Origin of the sequence: Halonotius sp. F2-221B, assembly GCF_046719765.1 — an archaeon.
Classification (GTDB): Archaea; Halobacteriota; Halobacteria; order Halobacteriales; family Haloferacaceae; genus Halonotius.
The window spans coordinates 140041-154719 of sequence record NZ_JABEBY010000005.1 but is presented as its reverse complement, the minus strand read 5'-3'; the positions used below and the strand labels follow the sequence as shown (position 1 = coordinate 154719).

The window sequence follows — 14679 nt, the reverse complement described above, 5'->3', positions numbered from 1 at the left end:
CAATCTGTGTGCGGCCCGCCAGCCGCCGCTACCGGTTGTCCTTGTCAGCAATAAAGTTGGTCTCGGTCGCCCGGATCACAAGATCGAAGGAGTCGTTCAACAGGCTCAGTGTCGACTGTGAGTGGGGATCGGGATCAAGCGGGTAGTAGGCGATCGCGCCGACCGTTTTGAACTGGTTGGTCAGGATTTGGAGGAATTTGAAGGCCGGCTTCTCGCCGAACTTGTCGATAATCTCCGAGAGGATGTCGAACTCGACGGTGATCCGGCCCTCCGAGCGGCCGTGTTCGTCGAGCACCTGTGAGATCGTATTGCCGAGTTTCGAGAGGCTGAGCTGCTTGCTGAGCTTCACGATCTCGATGGGGACGTTGGAGACATCAAGCCCGGCGATATCCTCAGCCGGGTTGTCCTTTGTCGTCAAGACGACTGTGAGGGCCGGCCAACTGCCGAGCTCCTCCCGTAGCAACCGGAGTCTGGCCGCCGGATCTGTGGTGACGAGGATGATGATATCGCCCGGCGCGAGAAAGTGGATTCGGGCGTTTTTGATGCCCGGACTGCCTTGGGGTGCCTTCACGAGGATGTTGCCCGCCCGGTCGATGTCGTCGGCGACGTGGACGCCCGACTCGATGAACTGGTCTTCGTGTTCGAAGAGGTGATCCTTGAAATGCTGGATCGTCTCCTCCTCATCGTAGCTGATCTCAGATCGATCACAGTAGGGACACTCCCAGCTCACGCCCGGATCTTCATGGGACAGATTATCCTGGTGATGGTCGAAGAGATGCTGTTTGATCTCCTCGGCCATTGGTTCTCGCTGGGCTCCCCACACCGTGTAGGCAGCCTGCCGAGACCGCCACCGATAGACCATAGCGTGAGTGCGACGTATACGTAAATAAGTCTGGGGATACCGCCCAAACATCCCCGCCGTCCGACGACCTCACCGCAGTCGCGTGCGGAACGAGACGATTCCTGGGCCGTCGTGGCGGCGGTGACACCGGCCGTAGCCGGTCGTCGGTTCGCTGATCGAGACGGCAAACTGCTCGGTGAGATCGGTGACGATCTCTTTGTACAGCTCGTATGTCGCCTCTGGGAGCGCGTCAGCCGTGTTTGCGGCCGTCTCAAAGGACTGCTCGCGCCACGCTGAGGCGTGGGCTGGCGTCATCGACGCTGTCACCTCATCGAGTGGAACATACAGTGTGACACACAGCACGTCACCGTTCGGCTCCGCCGGATGGATCCGAATGACGGTGTCGCTGTCCCGGTAGACCGTCCGTTCGGTCTGGGGGATGGTTTCGGGGATCGTTGCGGTCTCGCCGGCTGGATCGCGTGGCCCGGGGGTCGGCATCGCCGTCGACTGCCCGGAGCCCTGGAGGTTTGCTGAACTCATACTTCAATCCTTTTGCCCTTGCGGCTAACACAAGCCGTCAGTAGATAATAACTTTTTGGGAGAAAACAGTAATGATTGTTCACTATATGCGCTATTTAGATTTGATACTGATGGTAATAGCTAATATATTAGCACAAACAAACATCGGGTGTTTCGTTGGTTCTGCCGATAGTCAGCGTTCTGCTCTAGGTCGCCGCCGCGGACTGCGTATCAGTCCGCGCCAACAGCGAATCGCTCGGCGGCTTCGTCGGTGCCGGCTGTGGTCAGCCAGGAGACACCGATGGTCAGCACTGCTCCTAACACCATCCCGGCGAGGGCGACATCCCAGCCGCCGTAGGTTCGCGCAAACAGCGGGATAGTGGTTCCGCCGACATCAACCGGCACCGTCGGCACGAAGACGTGACTCAGATACAGCAGTTGGCTCCCGGTGACCCCGGCGACCATCCCGACTCGTGTTGTGTTCGCCCAGTAGAGGGCGACCATGACCGGCAGCGCGAGCTGCGCAAAGCCGCCGAATGCGGTGCTGCCGACCTGGATCAGCGTCCCCGGCCGGGTGAGACTGGCGAGGAAGGTTGCGGTTGCGAAGGCGACGACGCCGCCTCTGGCGAGCCACGCCTCCCGGTCGGCTGTCACGCTCGGCTCAACAAACGGCCGATAGAGATCCCGCGTGAAGTACGACGATCCCGACAACAGCATTGAGTCCGACGACGACATCATCGCTGCCATCGCGCCGGCGATCACAAGCGCGGCGAACCACGCCGGGGTGTACTCCCCAAGCAACACCGGTAACACGTTCACATCCTCGGGCACACTAATCCCGAGGCCGGCCGCCCACGTCCCCAGCAGGAACGCCGGGACGAACAGCAACAGCACCAACACCGGCCACAGTGTAAACGACCGCTTTAGCACCGCTGCCGATTGGGCGACAAAAAATCGCTGGTTGATCTGCGGAAACATCGTCACCCCGAAGGCGATGACAACGGCCGTCGAGATGATATATTGGGGCGTGTAGAAGCTGCTCCCCAACGCGAGGAAGGTCGGGTTGTTCGCCTCCAGTCCCGCGGCGGCGACCGCGGGCCCGCCGATCGCCGACAACACCCACGCGACAGCGATCCAAATTACACTCAGCATGAACAGCCCCTGAATCGTATCCGTCCACGCCACCCCACGCATCCCCGCCAGACCGACATAGAGGATCATGAAGACGGTGATCAGCGCGGCCCCACCCCAGTAGGGCACCGCGCCGTCGGTGAGGCCGACCAACGCCTCGCCGGCGCCCATCTGTTGGAGCATCACGTACGGAAAGAGCCAAAAGAGGCTCACGCCCGCGACCAGCCCGCGGAGCCACGTGGAGCCGAAGCGATCCCCAAGCATCTCCGGCAGCGTGACGTAGCCGTGTTGTTGGCCGATCAACCACTGTTTGTAGCCGATCAGATACCAGAGGATCGCAAAGAGGATCCCATCCATCGTTCCCATCACCAGAATCCACTCGGGGCCCTGTCTGTAGGCGAGGTTGGGGCCCGCAAAGAAGGTGAACGCCGACAGCAACGTCGCAAACGTCGTAAACAGCAAGACGAGCGTGCCGAGCGATCGGCTCGCCAGATAGTAGTCCTCGGCGTCGGAACCGGTCAGTCGGTAGGCAAGGAGCCCGACTAAGAGGGCGACAAGCAGGTAGCCCACAACGACCAGCAACTCGACCGATGTCGCCGCTGTCGACAGCCCGCCGCCGGACAGCAGAGCCGGGTTAGGCATCGATACCTCCCAGATACCGATCCCAGCCATGGCGGGTGAAGGCCGCAAAGACGGCGGTGGCGACGATCATCCAGCCGATATGCCACCACAGCCACAGCGGGAGGCCACCGATCAGTTGGCTGTTCCCCCAGAGAAACCACGGCACCGCGCCGGCGACGACGACAGCAAACGCGAGCAGCCAGCCGACAGCGCGCATCGACGGGTTCATTCGTACCATTAGTATGCTCCAGACCTTCCTAAAGATTACTACTTCTACGCAGAGTTGCTGTTTGAAGACATATTTTCTTCAATTCAGCGCGGCAGCAGGCGAGTGAGTCCCCCACCAGAAGGGCTCCTGTCGGCTGTCGGTGCGGCCAGCGGTGACGACAGGTATTTCAGATCGTAGCGTTTATATATGGTATCAGCGGCACCACGCCGATCACGGTCGTCGCTGGAGTGTTCCCATGGATGACACAACCAAGTATCTGATTCACGCCCGGATCGCCGCCAACGGCATCGTCGAGCGGAGCGATGTTGTCGGCGCGGTCTTCGGTCAAACCGAGGGACTGCTGGGCGATGAGTTGGATCTCCGCGACCTCCAGGAGTCCTCGAAGGTCGGCCGGATCGACGTTGAGATCTCCTCGGAAAACGGCCAATCCTTTGGCGAGCTAACGATCGCCACCAGCCTCGGCAAGGCCGAAACCGCGATCCTTGCGGCCTCACTGGAAACGATCAACCGCGTCGGCCCCTGCCGGGCCGACATCGAGGTCACCGCCATCGAGGACATCCGGGCGGCCAAACGCCGGGAGATCGTCGACCGCGCCAAGGAGCTGTTGGCGACGGCCTTCGACGAGACCGGTGTCTCCGGGGCTGATCTCGTCGACGACGTGCGGGATTCCGCCCGCGTCGCCGATGTCGTCGACTACAAGGGGCTGCCCGCCGGCCCGAAGGTCGAGAGCTCCGATGCGGTGATCGTCGTCGAGGGCCGGGCCGACGTGCGCCAGCTGCTGGCCTACGGGATCAAAAACGCCATCGCCGTCGAGGGCACCGATGTGCCCGACGCCGTCGCCGATCTCACCGCCGAGCGGACGACGACCGTCTTCGTCGACGGCGACCGCGGCGGCGAGCTCATCCTCCGGGAGCTGCTGCAGGTCGGCGATGTCGACTTCGTCGCCTTCGCGCCGCCCGATCGGTCGGTCGAGGATCTGTCCCGCTCGGATGTTATCAACCGGCTCCGACAGAAGGTCATCGCCGACCGGCTTCGCGGCGCGCCAAACGTCCGGGAGGCGATCGCCGACATCATCGACAAAACCGACGACGACCGACCCCGCTCGGCCGACGACCACCTCCCACCGGACGACGATGACGACACCGAGGTTGAGGTTGTTCCGACGAGTTCCCCCGCGGCGTCGCCATCGCCGCCGTCCGACCAGCCTCCTGCTGGGGCGTCCGCCGGCGTCACCGCTGCGGACGCTGAGTCTCACGCGACTGATGAAGCCGCCACAGTCGACGCTGCTGCGGCCGTCGACGACGCGGCCATGGCCGATGCTGACGCCGCAACGGCCGATCCCGCTGCGGCGGCGAGCAGTTCCGACGACGTGGCTGCCACACCGGATCCGCTATCTGACTCCCCGGCCGACGCTGGCTCCACCACGACATCTGCGTCGCCGGCCGGCGACGACGCGGCCGCTGACATCGATTCGGCTGTCGACGAGTCTTCGACTGACGACGCCGACGAATCTGACGACGCCACCAACGCCGATGACGACGCCGAGCCGTTGACTCTACGCAGCCACGTTGAGGCGGTTATCGACGCGGAGACTGGCACCGCCCGGCTCCTCGACGCCGCGTTTGGGATCCTCGCCGAGACCGAGCCAGCGGGACTCATCGAAGCGATCGAGACCGCTGACGACCCATACGCGCTGGTCGTCGACGGCGAATGCAGCCAGCGACTCCTCGATGTTGCTGCCCAACACGGTCTGGATCACGTTGTCGCCGCCAGCACCGGCGAATTCGTGAAAAAGCCGGCTGGGACGCGGGTGGTAACGGCCGCTGAACTGCAGCCACCAGAGCCGGAACTGGAAGCCTAATTCTGGGCTGGGTACCGCAGCGTCAGCCCGGCGGCATCTTCGAATCGATCATCGCTTCGCGTCTGTCTCTGAAACCCGACTGCTTCATAGAGCGATCGTGCTGCCGTGTTGTCGACGGCGACGTGGACGGTTATCGGATGACTGCATTGTTCAATCAGCACCTGAAGTAGTGCCCGAGCGCGCCCATTTCGACGATACTGTGGGTCGACAACGAGTTCAGCAATATGCGTTGGTTCGCCTGTTACTGCGAGGAGATAGCCAACGGGCAGATCAGTGTCGTTGACCGAGACTAACAGCCTGAACGTCCCGCTGATCCCTGGTGACGTGTCGTCGGCTGCTGTGGCGGCCGCGGTGTCAACTTCTGTGAGTGCTGCGTTCAACAGCGTCGGTGCAGGCTCGGTGAGCTCTGCTTGCAGCGTACGAATCTTCGCCGCATCGGCAGCCCTCCCGTGGCGGATCGTCGATCGCATCACACCAGCACGGCCGCGAGGGCGACGCTGACGCCGCCGCCGGCCAGCGTTGCACAGAAGTTTACCAGCTGGTTGCCGAGCCGATCGCCCTCAAGCGTCGCCCCCAGCACGCTGTCGGTCGTGATACCGACGAGCCCGCCGGCGGCGACGATCGCGGCGGCGAGGCCGGTGGCCGATCCCTCCGGCCCAAGCGGAAGTGTCGCTGTCGACAGCGCGCTGATGATCCCGATCCCGACGAGCCCGGCGAGTTCGCCCTGCCACGTCACCGCGCCGTCGGTGCCGGGCTCGACGCGTTCGAAGGTCGTGATAAGCCGCGGCCGATCGTAGAGACAGCCGATCTCACTCGATAAGGTGTCGCCGAGGGCGGTCGCCAGCGAGCCGGCGAAGGCAAACGGGACGGCGAGGGTAACGATCGCTGCCGGCTCGACCAGCTCCCCGGCGGCGGCCGCGATGACCGCCAGCAGGGCAACCCCCGAGTTGGCAAGGACGTTGCTCATCCCGCGGGCACCGTCGTTGTCCTCGGCGACGCCGCGGGCGGCCTTCCGGTCGTAGCGAAACTTCGAGGCCAGCCCGCCGATCGCAAAGAAGGCGATCAGCACGGCAAACCAGCCGAAGCCGCCGAGGACGATCGTCAACACGCCGAGCAGGATTCCGGTCAACATGCCGGAGACGTTGGCCGTCCCGAGCCCGTAGGAGACCCCACCCAGAAAGACGGTCACGATGACCGCGGCGATCAGCTCCGTGGTCGGCACCGAGCCGACCAGGGCGGCGACAAACCAGCTGGCGAGGCCGACCGACAGCACCACGACCGGATCATCGCGTTCGTACAGCAGTTCCCGGAGCAGGGCCGCGATCAGCGCGCCGATGACGGCCAGAAAGCTCACCGCCGACCACGCGATCGCCTCGTTGACCGCAACCGCGACCACGGCCTGGCCGGCGATCGCCGCCGGAACGCCGCCGGCGACAAAGCCGGCGACGGCGAAAAACGGGTTGCTGCTGCGGGTGCGGACGGCCTCGGTGCCGAGGTTACCGAAGCCGAGCACCAACAGCGCGACGACGAAGATCTCGGCCGGGAGGGCGGCCTGTGGAAGGGCCAACAGGAGGGCAAGCCCGGCGGCCGCAAAGCCGAAGCCGGCCAGCCCGTTGAGCCGCCCGTCCTGGCGGTCGCCCGGCCGGGCGAACAGCTCGAACAGTGGGCCATCGTCGATGAGCACCGCCGCGGCGACGCCGATGGCGGCGAAGGGAACGGCTGTCGCCGCGCCGAGGAGCGGGGCCCCAAGCGACAGCAGGGCCACGAGGGCGAACGCGCCGGCGCGACGAATCCGTGATGTCACACCACCGGGTACCCCTGACGGCCACTTAACGCTCCCGACACGCCGAAATCGGCGTGTGGCTCTCTCACATCACCGGTTCCTGCCACCGTGATTTTTTGCGTCGGCGACCTGAGAGCCAGATAGTGCTCTACGAGGCCTATCTTGCCGTTCGGCTTCGCCGCCGGTCAAACCCGCCGCCGGCACACGTCGCGGTCGTCATCACCGAACGCGACCTGCTCGAACAGGGTGCCTACGAGACGCTGCGCGAGTTCTTCGAGTGGGCCGTCGAGTACGGGGCCGACCGCATCACCGTCTCGGTGAGCGTCCTCGATGAGGCGGTGATCCCGACGCTCAGCCGCGAGTTAACCGCACTTGAAACACCGCTGCCGCTGGCGGTTCGGCGACCCGGCGACACCGAATCCGCCGACGCGCCGATCCAGGTGAGCATCGGTCTCGGGGGGAAACGCGAGTTCGCCGAGACCGTCCGCCAACTCGCCGAAGCTGTCGACGCTGGCGACCTTGATCCCGCGGAGATCGACACTGACGACATCGACGACCGTCTCGTCTTTCGGGATGAACCAGATCTCGTCATCAAAACGGGGGCCGAGCGGCTCTCGGATTTCATGATCTGGCAGTCCGTCTACTCGGAACTCTACTTCACCGACGTGAACTGGCGGGATTTCCGCAAGCGGGACTACCTGCGCGCGCTGCTGGAGTATGCGGATCGACAGCGGCGGTTCGGGCGGTGAATGCGGATCGACAGCGGCAGGGGATACTCAGTCGGCCGGCTCGGGGGGTGTGTCGTCGGCTGTCGGGTCGAACGCGGTCTCGTCGGCCTCCAGTTCGTCGGCGACACGGCGACGACCGGCCTGCGGCAGCGTCTCCCGGAGCCGCCCCGCCAGCGCGGTTGCCTCATCGAGTTCGAGCCGACCAACCGCCCCGGCCAACGCGACGGCACGGTCGATCTTCGTCCGCTGCCACGACTCCTCGCGGGATTCGTAGGTGCGGATCCCCCGCAGGAAGTCGACCTTTGAGAACTCCGGCCAGTAGGGCGCACAGAAGTAGACCGCGGCCTCGTTGCCGTTGGCGTGCCACGGCAGGAAGTTTGAGGTGCGCTCGTCGCCGCCGGTGCGGATGATGAGGTCGACATCTCGCACCGGCTGGCGGTAGAGCCGTTTTTCGACGGTTTCGGGTGTGATCTCGTCGGTGTCGAGCTCACCCTCGTCGACGGCGGTTGCAACATCGCGGGCTGCTCGGAGCAACTCGTTTCGACCGCCGTAGGCTAAGGCGACATTGAGCCGGAAGCCGTCGTAGCCCGCGGTTTGGCTCTCGGCGTAGTCGATGGCCTCGCGGACGCGGGCGGGCAGCCGGTCGATCTCGCCGATCGCACGGATACAAACCGCGTTGTCGTGGACGCGGTCGCTATCGGCGAGTTCGTACAGCTTGTCCTCGATGATATCAAAGAGCGGCTCCCGTTCCGCGGGTGGTCGCTCGAAGTTCTCGGTTGAAAAGGCATACAGCGTCAGCTCGTCGACCCCAAGCTCCTCACACCAGTTGAGCACCTGCTCGGAGGTGTTCGCCCCCTCGCGGTGACCCTCCGGGGCGTCTTCGCCCTGTTTGCGGGCATATCGGCGGTTGCCATCCTGAATGATGGCAACGTGGTCGGGGCCGTCACCGATCTCCCGGCGGAGCAGTCGCTCGTAGCCGCGGCGGAAGCGACGGGCGAGCGGTTCGTACATCTACCCCTACCGATTAGCCGGAGCTATGTGTCTTTTTTCATCGACAGCGACACCACGAGTGGTGTCGAACCGGGCGATCAGGCCAGTTCGTCGATCTTCTCGACGACAGCGTCGGCGAACTCGCTGGTGGCGACCTTCTCGCCGCCCTCGATCTGCCGGTGGAGGTCGTAGGTAACCGTCCCGCTGCTGATCGTCGCCTCGACGGCATCCCGGACGAGCTGTGCCGCCTCGTCCCAGCCGAGGTAATCCAGCATCTCCCGACCGGAGAGGATCATCGCCGTCGGGTTGACCTTGTCCTTGCCCTCGTATTTCGGCGCGGAGCCGTGGACTGGCTCGGCGAGACAGCGGCCGTGGCCGTAGTTCGCGCCCGGCGCGATGCCGAGACCACCGATCTGCGCGCCGGCGGCGTCGGACATGTAGTCGCCGTTGAGGTTCATCGTGGCGATCACCTCGTACTCGTCGGTGCGGGTGAGGATCTGCTGGAGCATGTTGTCGGCGATGCGATCGTTGACGACGACGGTGCCGTCGGGGGCCTCGCCGTCGTGCTCCTCCCAGAGTTCGTCCTCGGTGATCACGTCGTCGTCGTACTCCTCTTCGGCGACCTCATACCCCCAATCGCGGAACGCGCCCTCGGTGAACTTCATGATGTTGCCCTTGTGGACGAGCGTCACCGAGTCGCGGTCGTTGGCCAGCGCGTAGTCGATGGCCTCCCGGATCAGTCGCTTCGAGCCGAACTCCGTGATCGGCTTGAACCCGATGCCGACCGGGCCGTCGTGGATCGTGTTGTCGAAGCCCATCTCGTCTTCGACGAACTCCTTGACCTCTTGGACTTCGTCAGTGCCGGCTTCCCACTCGATGCCGGCATACACGTCCTCGGTGTTCTCTCGGAACGTGATCATATCCATCGCCTCGGGGTCTGTGACTGGCGAGGGGACGCCGTCGAGGTGATAGGTCGGGCGGACGTTGGCGTAGAGATCAAGCTTCTTGCGGAGTGCGACGTTCAGCGAGCGAAAGCCCGCGCCGACCGGCGTCGTCAGCGGCCCCTTGATGGCGACGCGGTGTTCGCGGATGGCGTCGACGGTCTCCTGGGGGAGGTGCTCGTCGTATTTCTCGCGGGCCGACCCGCCGGCGTACACGCGCATCCAGGCGATTGAGCGGCCGGTCGCCTCGGCGGCGGCGTCGAGTACCTGCTGGGCGGCCGGGCCGACATCCGAGCCGATCCCGTCGCCGTGAATGATCGGAACGATCGGTGTTTCTGGGACGTTCAGTTCCCCGGTGTCCTCGTCGGCGAGCGTGATCTGCTCGCCGGCCTCGGGAACCTCAATCTTGTCGTAGCTCATAGACGGTGAACGATTCTGGAACCAAACTAAAAGGCCTGCCGTTCTCCGTGTATGCCACAGAATTTGTGGTAGTTATCGGGATTCTCGTCACCGTCGTTTCGCCTTTCGAATCGAACCCGACTGCGGATGTCAGATCCTACCGGGTCGAAACCGCTTTGCGGCCACCAGCCAACACCCACCCATGAGCATTGGCGAACTCGATGCCGACGCCGTCGACAGCTACCGCGAGGCCGGCGCAATCCTCGTCGAGACGATGACCGACGCCCGCGAGATGATCGAACCCGGTGTTAGCCAACTCGAAGTCGCGGAGTACGCCGAAGACGCCATCCGTGAGTCCGGCGCGGGGCTGGCGTTCCCGGTCAACATCTCCGTCGACGAAGCGGCCTCCCACGCGACGCCTGCACGCGATGACGAGACCGAATTCGGCGACGAGATGGTCTGTCTCGATATCGGCGTCCACGTCGATGGCTACATCGCCGACGCCGCAGTGACGGTCGATTACACCGGCCACGATGACATGGTCGCTGCCGCCGAGGACGCACTGGAAGCCGCCGTCGGCGCGGTCGGGCCGGGTGTCGAAACTGGCACGGTCGGCGCGGCGATCGAGAACGCCATCGAGGGCCGCGGCTACACGCCGATCCTCAATCTGACTGGCCACGGCGTTGAGCGGTACGACGCCCACACCGGGCCGAGTATCCCGAACCGGGCGGTCGACCGTAGCGTCGAACTCGAAGTCGGCGATGTGATCGCCATCGAGCCGTTCGCCACCGACGGCCGCGGGAAGGTCGGCGAGGGCGCGACCGAGGAGATCTACGAGCAGGTCGGCGACGGCTCGGTGCGGGATCGACGCGCCCGACAGGTCATGGATGAGCTGGCGGCCTTCGACGACCTGCCGTTTGCCGCCCGCTGGCTCGACAGTTCGCGGTCGGCGATGGCCCTCCGGACGCTGAAAAACGCGGATATCATCAAGGGGTATCCCGTGTTGAAGGAAGCCGACGGCCAGCTTATCAGCCAGGCTGAACACACCATGATCGTCACCGAGGACGGCTGTGAGGTGACGACCGCAGGGATTCACGACTTTGATTGAGACCCGGCTTTGGCTGGGCACAAGAATTAGGTATGAATAGCGATAAATTATGAACTGTGAGCAAATCAGAATCAAGTGACGACTCTGAAAAAGAGATCGTCGCGGTCACGAAACACGGGCAGGCGACGATTCCCAAACGGTTCCGTGACCAACTCGGGATCGACGCACCGGGAAAAGTCCTGTTTCGGGAGACAGACGACGGAACGATCACCGTCGAGCGGGTTCGGTCGCCGAGCGAGATGCGCGGCTTCGCCACCCGGAGCGACGCGACGACTGACAAGCCCGCGACAGAACTCCTCCGTGAGAAACGAGCCGAAGATCGAGCCGAACGCGACAACCGGGTCGACACCGAATGACGATTCCTGATCGTGTCGTCTTCGACGCCGAACCGTTGGTCGCACACGCCGACGACGAACCCGGCAGTGATGTCGTCGAGGAGTATCTCGACGCCGTCGCTGCTGACGATACAACGGGCTATGTCAGCTACGTCACGCTCACCGAGATTCGGTACATCCTCTCGCAGAAATACGATCGTGGGACTGCCGACGAGTACATCGACTGGCTCACTGATCTCGGTATCGAATCGGTCGGTATCGACGACATCTGGCAGGAAACTGCTGATCACGTTCTGTCGTCTAACCCAGCACTTGGCGATGCGTTCGCGTTGGCGACGGCTGACCAGCGTGACGCGACTTTGCTCATCGGGGCAGATGACGATTACGACGCTGTTGACGACGTATCGATCACACGATTCCGGAATGAAGCCGGCTAGTCACGTTCACCTTCGTTAGATTAGCTGATCAAGCAGTTTCATCGGTGATCCCTTCGACCGTCCCGCGGCTCAGCGATCCGATTTCATCGTTGACGTGGTCGGCTGTCTCGGTATCGAACATTTGCTGGCCTGAAACCTCGGCAAGTGTCCCACTGCTGTCGAGTTTCGCTTCGATGACCTCGCTGAAACTCCTGTCACTCTTCTCTCGTTTCAGACGACGATACACCTCGTCGCTGACGGTGATATTCTTGCTCATATGCTATGCGTGGGCACCCGCACTCAAAAAATGGCTTGCAGGAGTAACTACCTGAGCGGCACCGGTATCAGTAAACTATCGTACAAAAATATTGACACCTCAATCGACTTCTGGCAGTATTTCACCAGTATACTTACGTACAAGAAGATAGATGTATTATATAGAAAAAGTATGAGTAAATCAGAATCAGAACAAGTTGTCTCCGTCTCGGCACGAGGACAGGCGACCATCCCGAAGGAGTTCCGGGACGCCCTCGGCATCAAGACACCGGGGCGAGTGAAATTCGTTCGCACTGAGAGTGGTGATGTCGTCGTGCGACCGATCCAGTCCGTGACAGACTTACGCGGTATACTGGCGGGTCAAACTGACGGCGAGGGCCGATCGGCAACAGAACAGTTACGCGCCGAACGGCAACGAGACAAGACTGCCGAGACTGACCTCCGAGATCGCTACGTCACTGAGAAGAACGACGAAGATGAGTGATACACAATCTGTTCCCGAAACGGTCGTCTTCGATGCTGAGCCGCTGATCGCCTACTTTTCAGATGAACCGGGAAGTGATACGGTTGAACAGTATCTCACAGCTGTCGAAGGCGCAACTACTGGATATATCTCTGCCGTCAACGCTGCCGAACTTCACTATATTATTCGGGGGAATGCAGGGCTGGAACGCGCAGAGACAGTTATCGAAGTCCTAGAGGAAAGCGGTATCCAACGGATAAGCACCGACGAATTATGGCGGAAGGCAGCCGATTTTAAATTCCAATATTCGCTCGCCCTCGGAGACGCATTCGCTCTCGCCGCGGCGGCAGTCGTCAATGGCACGCTGTTGGTCGGTGCCGACGATGACTTTGCCAATGTTACCGACCTACCGATCACGCGGTTCCGCACCGACCCCGCGTGACGGTAGCACTAACACCTCCAAGCGATAGCCCCCTGTATGGAACAGCTCTTCGCGCCGTGGCGGATCGACTGGGTCGAACGCGACCCCGAGGAGAAGACGGTCGATGGCTGCCCGTTCTGCGTCCTGCCCGAGCGCGACGCCGACCGCGAAAGCCGGATCGTCGCCCGCAGCGAGCACAGCTTCGCGCTGCTCAACAACTACCCCTACAATCCGGGCCATCTCATGATCATCCCCTATCGCCACGTCGGCGACTACACCGCCCTCAGCCGCGCCGAACTGCTGGATCACGCCCGGCTCAAACAGGTCGCTATCGACGCGCTCCACGATGGCCTCGGGCCCGACGGTCTTAACATGGGCATGAACAGCGGCGACGGCGCGGGTGGCTCGATCGGCGATCACCTCCACACCCACCTCGTCCCGCGCTGGGAGGGTGACACCAATTTCATGCCGGTAATCGGCGAGACGAACGTCATCGTTGAGGCTGTCGACGACACCTATGAGCGACTGCATGAGGGCTTCGCAGCCCAACCCGGTGCCGTCATTGCCGACGACGCTGACAGCGACGACACCGAGCGGGCGGTCGAATTTGAATTTGATCTCGCTGTCAGCGACACCGAGTAGCAAGAGCACCGCACCCCCTCGACCGCCAAGACCAGCCGATTTTTGCCCGTCGCTGCCAACTCTCAGCCATGGACGACGACACGCCGGTGCTCGACAACCACATGCATCTCGACCCCGACGCCGCCCGCGGGATGGACGCGGTCGACGACTTCGTCCAGTTGGGTGGCACCCACTTGCTTGTCGTCAACAAACCCTCGTGGCACCTCGGCGTTGAGTCGACTGATCCCGAGGACTTCCGCTCGGTTTTCGAGACCACAATCGACATCGTCGCCGACGCGACCAAGCGGCTGCCGGGGCGGGCGTGGCCGATCCTCGGGGTGCATCCGGGGTTGATCAGCCGGCTCATCGACGACCGTGGCTGCTCGCCGGATGATGCCGCCGACCTGATGCAACGTGTCCTCGATATCGCGGCCGAATACGTCGAGTCGGGCGACGCGCTCGCGCTGAAATCCGGGCGTCCACACTACGAGGTCGACGACGCCGTCTGGGAGGCCTCCAACACCGTAATGAAATACGCCTTCGCGCTGGGAGCCGATCTCGACTGTGTCGTCCAGCTCCACACCGAGGCCAGCGAGGATCTCACCGAGATCGCCGACTGGGCCGACGCGCGCGGGCTCGATCCGCTTCACGTCGTCAAACATTACGCCAGCGGCCGGCTCGCAGGGCCGACACCGAGCGTCATGTGTAACAAAGAGTGGCTAGAGACCGCTGCCGAACACGAGGCACCGTTTCTGATGGAGACCGACTACGTCGACGACCCCGACCGGCCGGGTGCGGTCATGGGGCCGAAAACCGTCCCCCGGCGCGTTCGGTGGCTCCGCGAGGAAGGCTACGACGACGCAATCGAGATCGCCCACGTCGAAACACCGAAGCGGGTCTACGGCATCGATACCCGTCGAACGCTTGGGTAGGCCACAGAAGGGTGGGTAGCGGCCCAAACGAGAAGAAAGGCCTTTGAGTGCGCCCCCGGAGACA

18 protein-coding genes are annotated in these 14679 nt (G+C 63.1%); 9 read left to right on the top strand and 9 right to left on the bottom strand.

Features of this window, described 5'->3' with window-relative positions:
* Positions 1-28: 28 nt before the first annotated feature.
* From HKK80_RS05190 to HKK80_RS05175, 4 genes are all read right to left on the bottom strand, one after another.
* Complete coding sequence (locus HKK80_RS05190) at positions 29-862, bottom strand: hypothetical protein (RefSeq protein WP_411798557.1); 834 nt, start codon at positions 860-862, stop codon at positions 29-31.
* 69 nt (positions 863-931) lie between these two features.
* Positions 932-1381, bottom strand: coding sequence for a hypothetical protein (locus tag HKK80_RS05185; protein ID WP_411798556.1), 450 nt, complete (start codon positions 1379-1381; stop codon positions 932-934).
* A 210-nt stretch (positions 1382-1591) separates the two neighbouring features.
* Positions 1592-3133 (bottom strand): sodium:solute symporter family protein, encoded by a 1542-nt coding sequence (locus HKK80_RS05180; RefSeq protein WP_411798555.1) that lies wholly within the window; start codon positions 3131-3133, stop codon positions 1592-1594.
* Positions 3126-3350 (bottom strand): DUF3311 domain-containing protein, encoded by a 225-nt coding sequence (locus HKK80_RS05175; RefSeq protein WP_411798554.1) that lies wholly within the window; start codon positions 3348-3350, stop codon positions 3126-3128. Before HKK80_RS05175 ends, HKK80_RS05180 begins: the two co-directional genes overlap by 8 nt.
* A 226-nt stretch (positions 3351-3576) precedes the next feature.
* On the opposite strand from HKK80_RS05175, the gene dnaG reads away from it, so the two are divergent.
* Entirely contained in the window at positions 3577-5202 is a 1626-nt protein-coding gene (gene dnaG / locus HKK80_RS05170; protein WP_411798553.1) for a DNA primase DnaG, read from the top strand.
* Here the strand turns inward: dnaG and HKK80_RS05165 are convergent.
* Entirely contained in the window at positions 5199-5672 is a 474-nt protein-coding gene (locus HKK80_RS05165) for a GNAT family N-acetyltransferase (protein WP_411798552.1), read from the bottom strand. The genes dnaG and HKK80_RS05165 overlap by 4 nt on opposite strands.
* Positions 5672-7006, bottom strand: coding sequence for a DUF92 domain-containing protein (locus tag HKK80_RS05160; RefSeq protein WP_411798551.1), 1335 nt, complete (start codon positions 7004-7006; stop codon positions 5672-5674). Before HKK80_RS05160 ends, HKK80_RS05165 begins: the two co-directional genes overlap by 1 nt.
* Before the next feature lie 119 nt (positions 7007-7125).
* On the opposite strand from HKK80_RS05160, the gene HKK80_RS05155 reads away from it, so the two are divergent.
* The gene (locus tag HKK80_RS05155; protein ID WP_411798586.1) at positions 7126-7734 is read left to right on the top strand and encodes an undecaprenyl diphosphate synthase family protein; all 609 of its coding nucleotides are present in this window, start codon (positions 7126-7128) and stop codon (positions 7732-7734) included.
* Between the two features lie 27 nt (positions 7735-7761).
* On the opposite strand, the gene uppS is transcribed toward HKK80_RS05155, so the two are convergent.
* Both uppS and icd read right to left on the bottom strand, forming a co-directional pair.
* Entirely contained in the window at positions 7762-8724 is a 963-nt protein-coding gene (gene uppS, locus HKK80_RS05150) for a polyprenyl diphosphate synthase (RefSeq protein WP_411798550.1), read from the bottom strand.
* A 77-nt stretch (positions 8725-8801) separates the two neighbouring features.
* Positions 8802-10064: an isocitrate dehydrogenase (NADP(+)) gene (gene icd / locus HKK80_RS05145; RefSeq protein WP_411798549.1), complete on the bottom strand. Its 1263-nt coding sequence runs from the start codon at positions 10062-10064 to the stop codon at positions 8802-8804.
* A gap of 181 nt (positions 10065-10245) precedes the next feature.
* Here icd and map point away from each other — a divergent pair, with 181 nt between their 5' ends.
* Genes map through HKK80_RS05130 form a run of 3 tightly spaced genes read left to right on the top strand, consistent with a single transcriptional unit; the run spans position 10246 to position 11923 of the window.
* Positions 10246-11151: a type II methionyl aminopeptidase gene (gene map, locus HKK80_RS05140; protein WP_411798548.1), complete on the top strand. Its 906-nt coding sequence runs from the start codon at positions 10246-10248 to the stop codon at positions 11149-11151.
* Positions 11152-11207: 56 nt separating this feature from the next.
* On the top strand, positions 11208-11507 hold the full coding sequence (locus tag HKK80_RS05135; RefSeq protein WP_411798547.1) for an AbrB/MazE/SpoVT family DNA-binding domain-containing protein: 300 nt from the start codon (positions 11208-11210) through the stop codon (positions 11505-11507).
* Entirely contained in the window at positions 11504-11923 is a 420-nt protein-coding gene (locus HKK80_RS05130) for a PIN domain-containing protein (protein WP_411798546.1), read from the top strand. Before HKK80_RS05135 ends, HKK80_RS05130 begins: the two co-directional genes overlap by 4 nt.
* Before the next feature lie 28 nt (positions 11924-11951).
* Here HKK80_RS05130 and HKK80_RS05125 read toward each other — a convergent pair whose 3' ends face one another.
* A complete protein-coding gene (locus HKK80_RS05125; protein WP_411798545.1) occupies positions 11952-12179 on the bottom strand; it encodes an antitoxin VapB family protein in 228 nt (75 codons plus the stop codon).
* A gap of 171 nt (positions 12180-12350) precedes the next feature.
* On the opposite strand from HKK80_RS05125, the gene HKK80_RS05120 reads away from it, so the two are divergent.
* From HKK80_RS05120 to HKK80_RS05105, 4 genes are all read left to right on the top strand, one after another.
* On the top strand, positions 12351-12662 hold the full coding sequence (locus HKK80_RS05120; RefSeq protein WP_379727329.1) for an AbrB/MazE/SpoVT family DNA-binding domain-containing protein: 312 nt from the start codon (positions 12351-12353) through the stop codon (positions 12660-12662).
* On the top strand, positions 12655-13083 hold the full coding sequence (locus HKK80_RS05115; protein ID WP_411798544.1) for a PIN domain-containing protein: 429 nt from the start codon (positions 12655-12657) through the stop codon (positions 13081-13083). Before HKK80_RS05120 ends, HKK80_RS05115 begins: the two co-directional genes overlap by 8 nt.
* A 36-nt stretch (positions 13084-13119) precedes the next feature.
* Entirely contained in the window at positions 13120-13704 is a 585-nt protein-coding gene (locus HKK80_RS05110) for an HIT family protein (protein WP_411798543.1), read from the top strand.
* A gap of 68 nt (positions 13705-13772) precedes the next feature.
* A complete protein-coding gene (locus HKK80_RS05105) occupies positions 13773-14615 on the top strand; it encodes a TatD family hydrolase (protein ID WP_411798542.1) in 843 nt (280 codons plus the stop codon).
* The last annotated feature ends 64 nt before the right edge of the window (positions 14616-14679 follow it).

Excerpts from the sequence above, each read along its gene's own strand:
- HKK80_RS05190 (WP_411798557.1), bottom strand. The coding sequence starts at position 862 with ATGGTCTATCGGTGGCGGTCTCGGCAGGCTGCCTACACGGTGTGGGGA.
- HKK80_RS05185 (WP_411798556.1), bottom strand. The coding sequence starts at position 1,381 with ATGAGTTCAGCAAACCTCCAGGGCTCCGGGCAGTCGACGGCGATGCCG.
- HKK80_RS05180 (WP_411798555.1), bottom strand. The coding sequence starts at position 3,133 with ATGCCTAACCCGGCTCTGCTGTCCGGCGGCGGGCTGTCGACAGCGGCG.
- HKK80_RS05175 (WP_411798554.1), bottom strand. The coding sequence starts at position 3,350 with ATGGTACGAATGAACCCGTCGATGCGCGCTGTCGGCTGGCTGCTCGCG.
- dnaG (WP_411798553.1), top strand. The coding sequence starts at position 3,577 with ATGGATGACACAACCAAGTATCTGATTCACGCCCGGATCGCCGCCAAC.
- HKK80_RS05165 (WP_411798552.1), bottom strand. The coding sequence starts at position 5,672 with ATGCGATCGACGATCCGCCACGGGAGGGCTGCCGATGCGGCGAAGATT.
- uppS (WP_411798550.1), bottom strand. The coding sequence starts at position 8,724 with ATGTACGAACCGCTCGCCCGTCGCTTCCGCCGCGGCTACGAGCGACTG.
- icd (WP_411798549.1), bottom strand. The coding sequence starts at position 10,064 with ATGAGCTACGACAAGATTGAGGTTCCCGAGGCCGGCGAGCAGATCACG.
- map (WP_411798548.1), top strand. The coding sequence starts at position 10,246 with ATGAGCATTGGCGAACTCGATGCCGACGCCGTCGACAGCTACCGCGAG.
- HKK80_RS05130 (WP_411798546.1), top strand. The coding sequence starts at position 11,504 with ATGACGATTCCTGATCGTGTCGTCTTCGACGCCGAACCGTTGGTCGCA.
- HKK80_RS05125 (WP_411798545.1), bottom strand. The coding sequence starts at position 12,179 with ATGAGCAAGAATATCACCGTCAGCGACGAGGTGTATCGTCGTCTGAAA.
- HKK80_RS05120 (WP_379727329.1), top strand. The coding sequence starts at position 12,351 with ATGAGTAAATCAGAATCAGAACAAGTTGTCTCCGTCTCGGCACGAGGA.
- HKK80_RS05115 (WP_411798544.1), top strand. The coding sequence starts at position 12,655 with ATGAGTGATACACAATCTGTTCCCGAAACGGTCGTCTTCGATGCTGAG.
- HKK80_RS05110 (WP_411798543.1), top strand. The coding sequence starts at position 13,120 with ATGGAACAGCTCTTCGCGCCGTGGCGGATCGACTGGGTCGAACGCGAC.
- HKK80_RS05105 (WP_411798542.1), top strand. The coding sequence starts at position 13,773 with ATGGACGACGACACGCCGGTGCTCGACAACCACATGCATCTCGACCCC.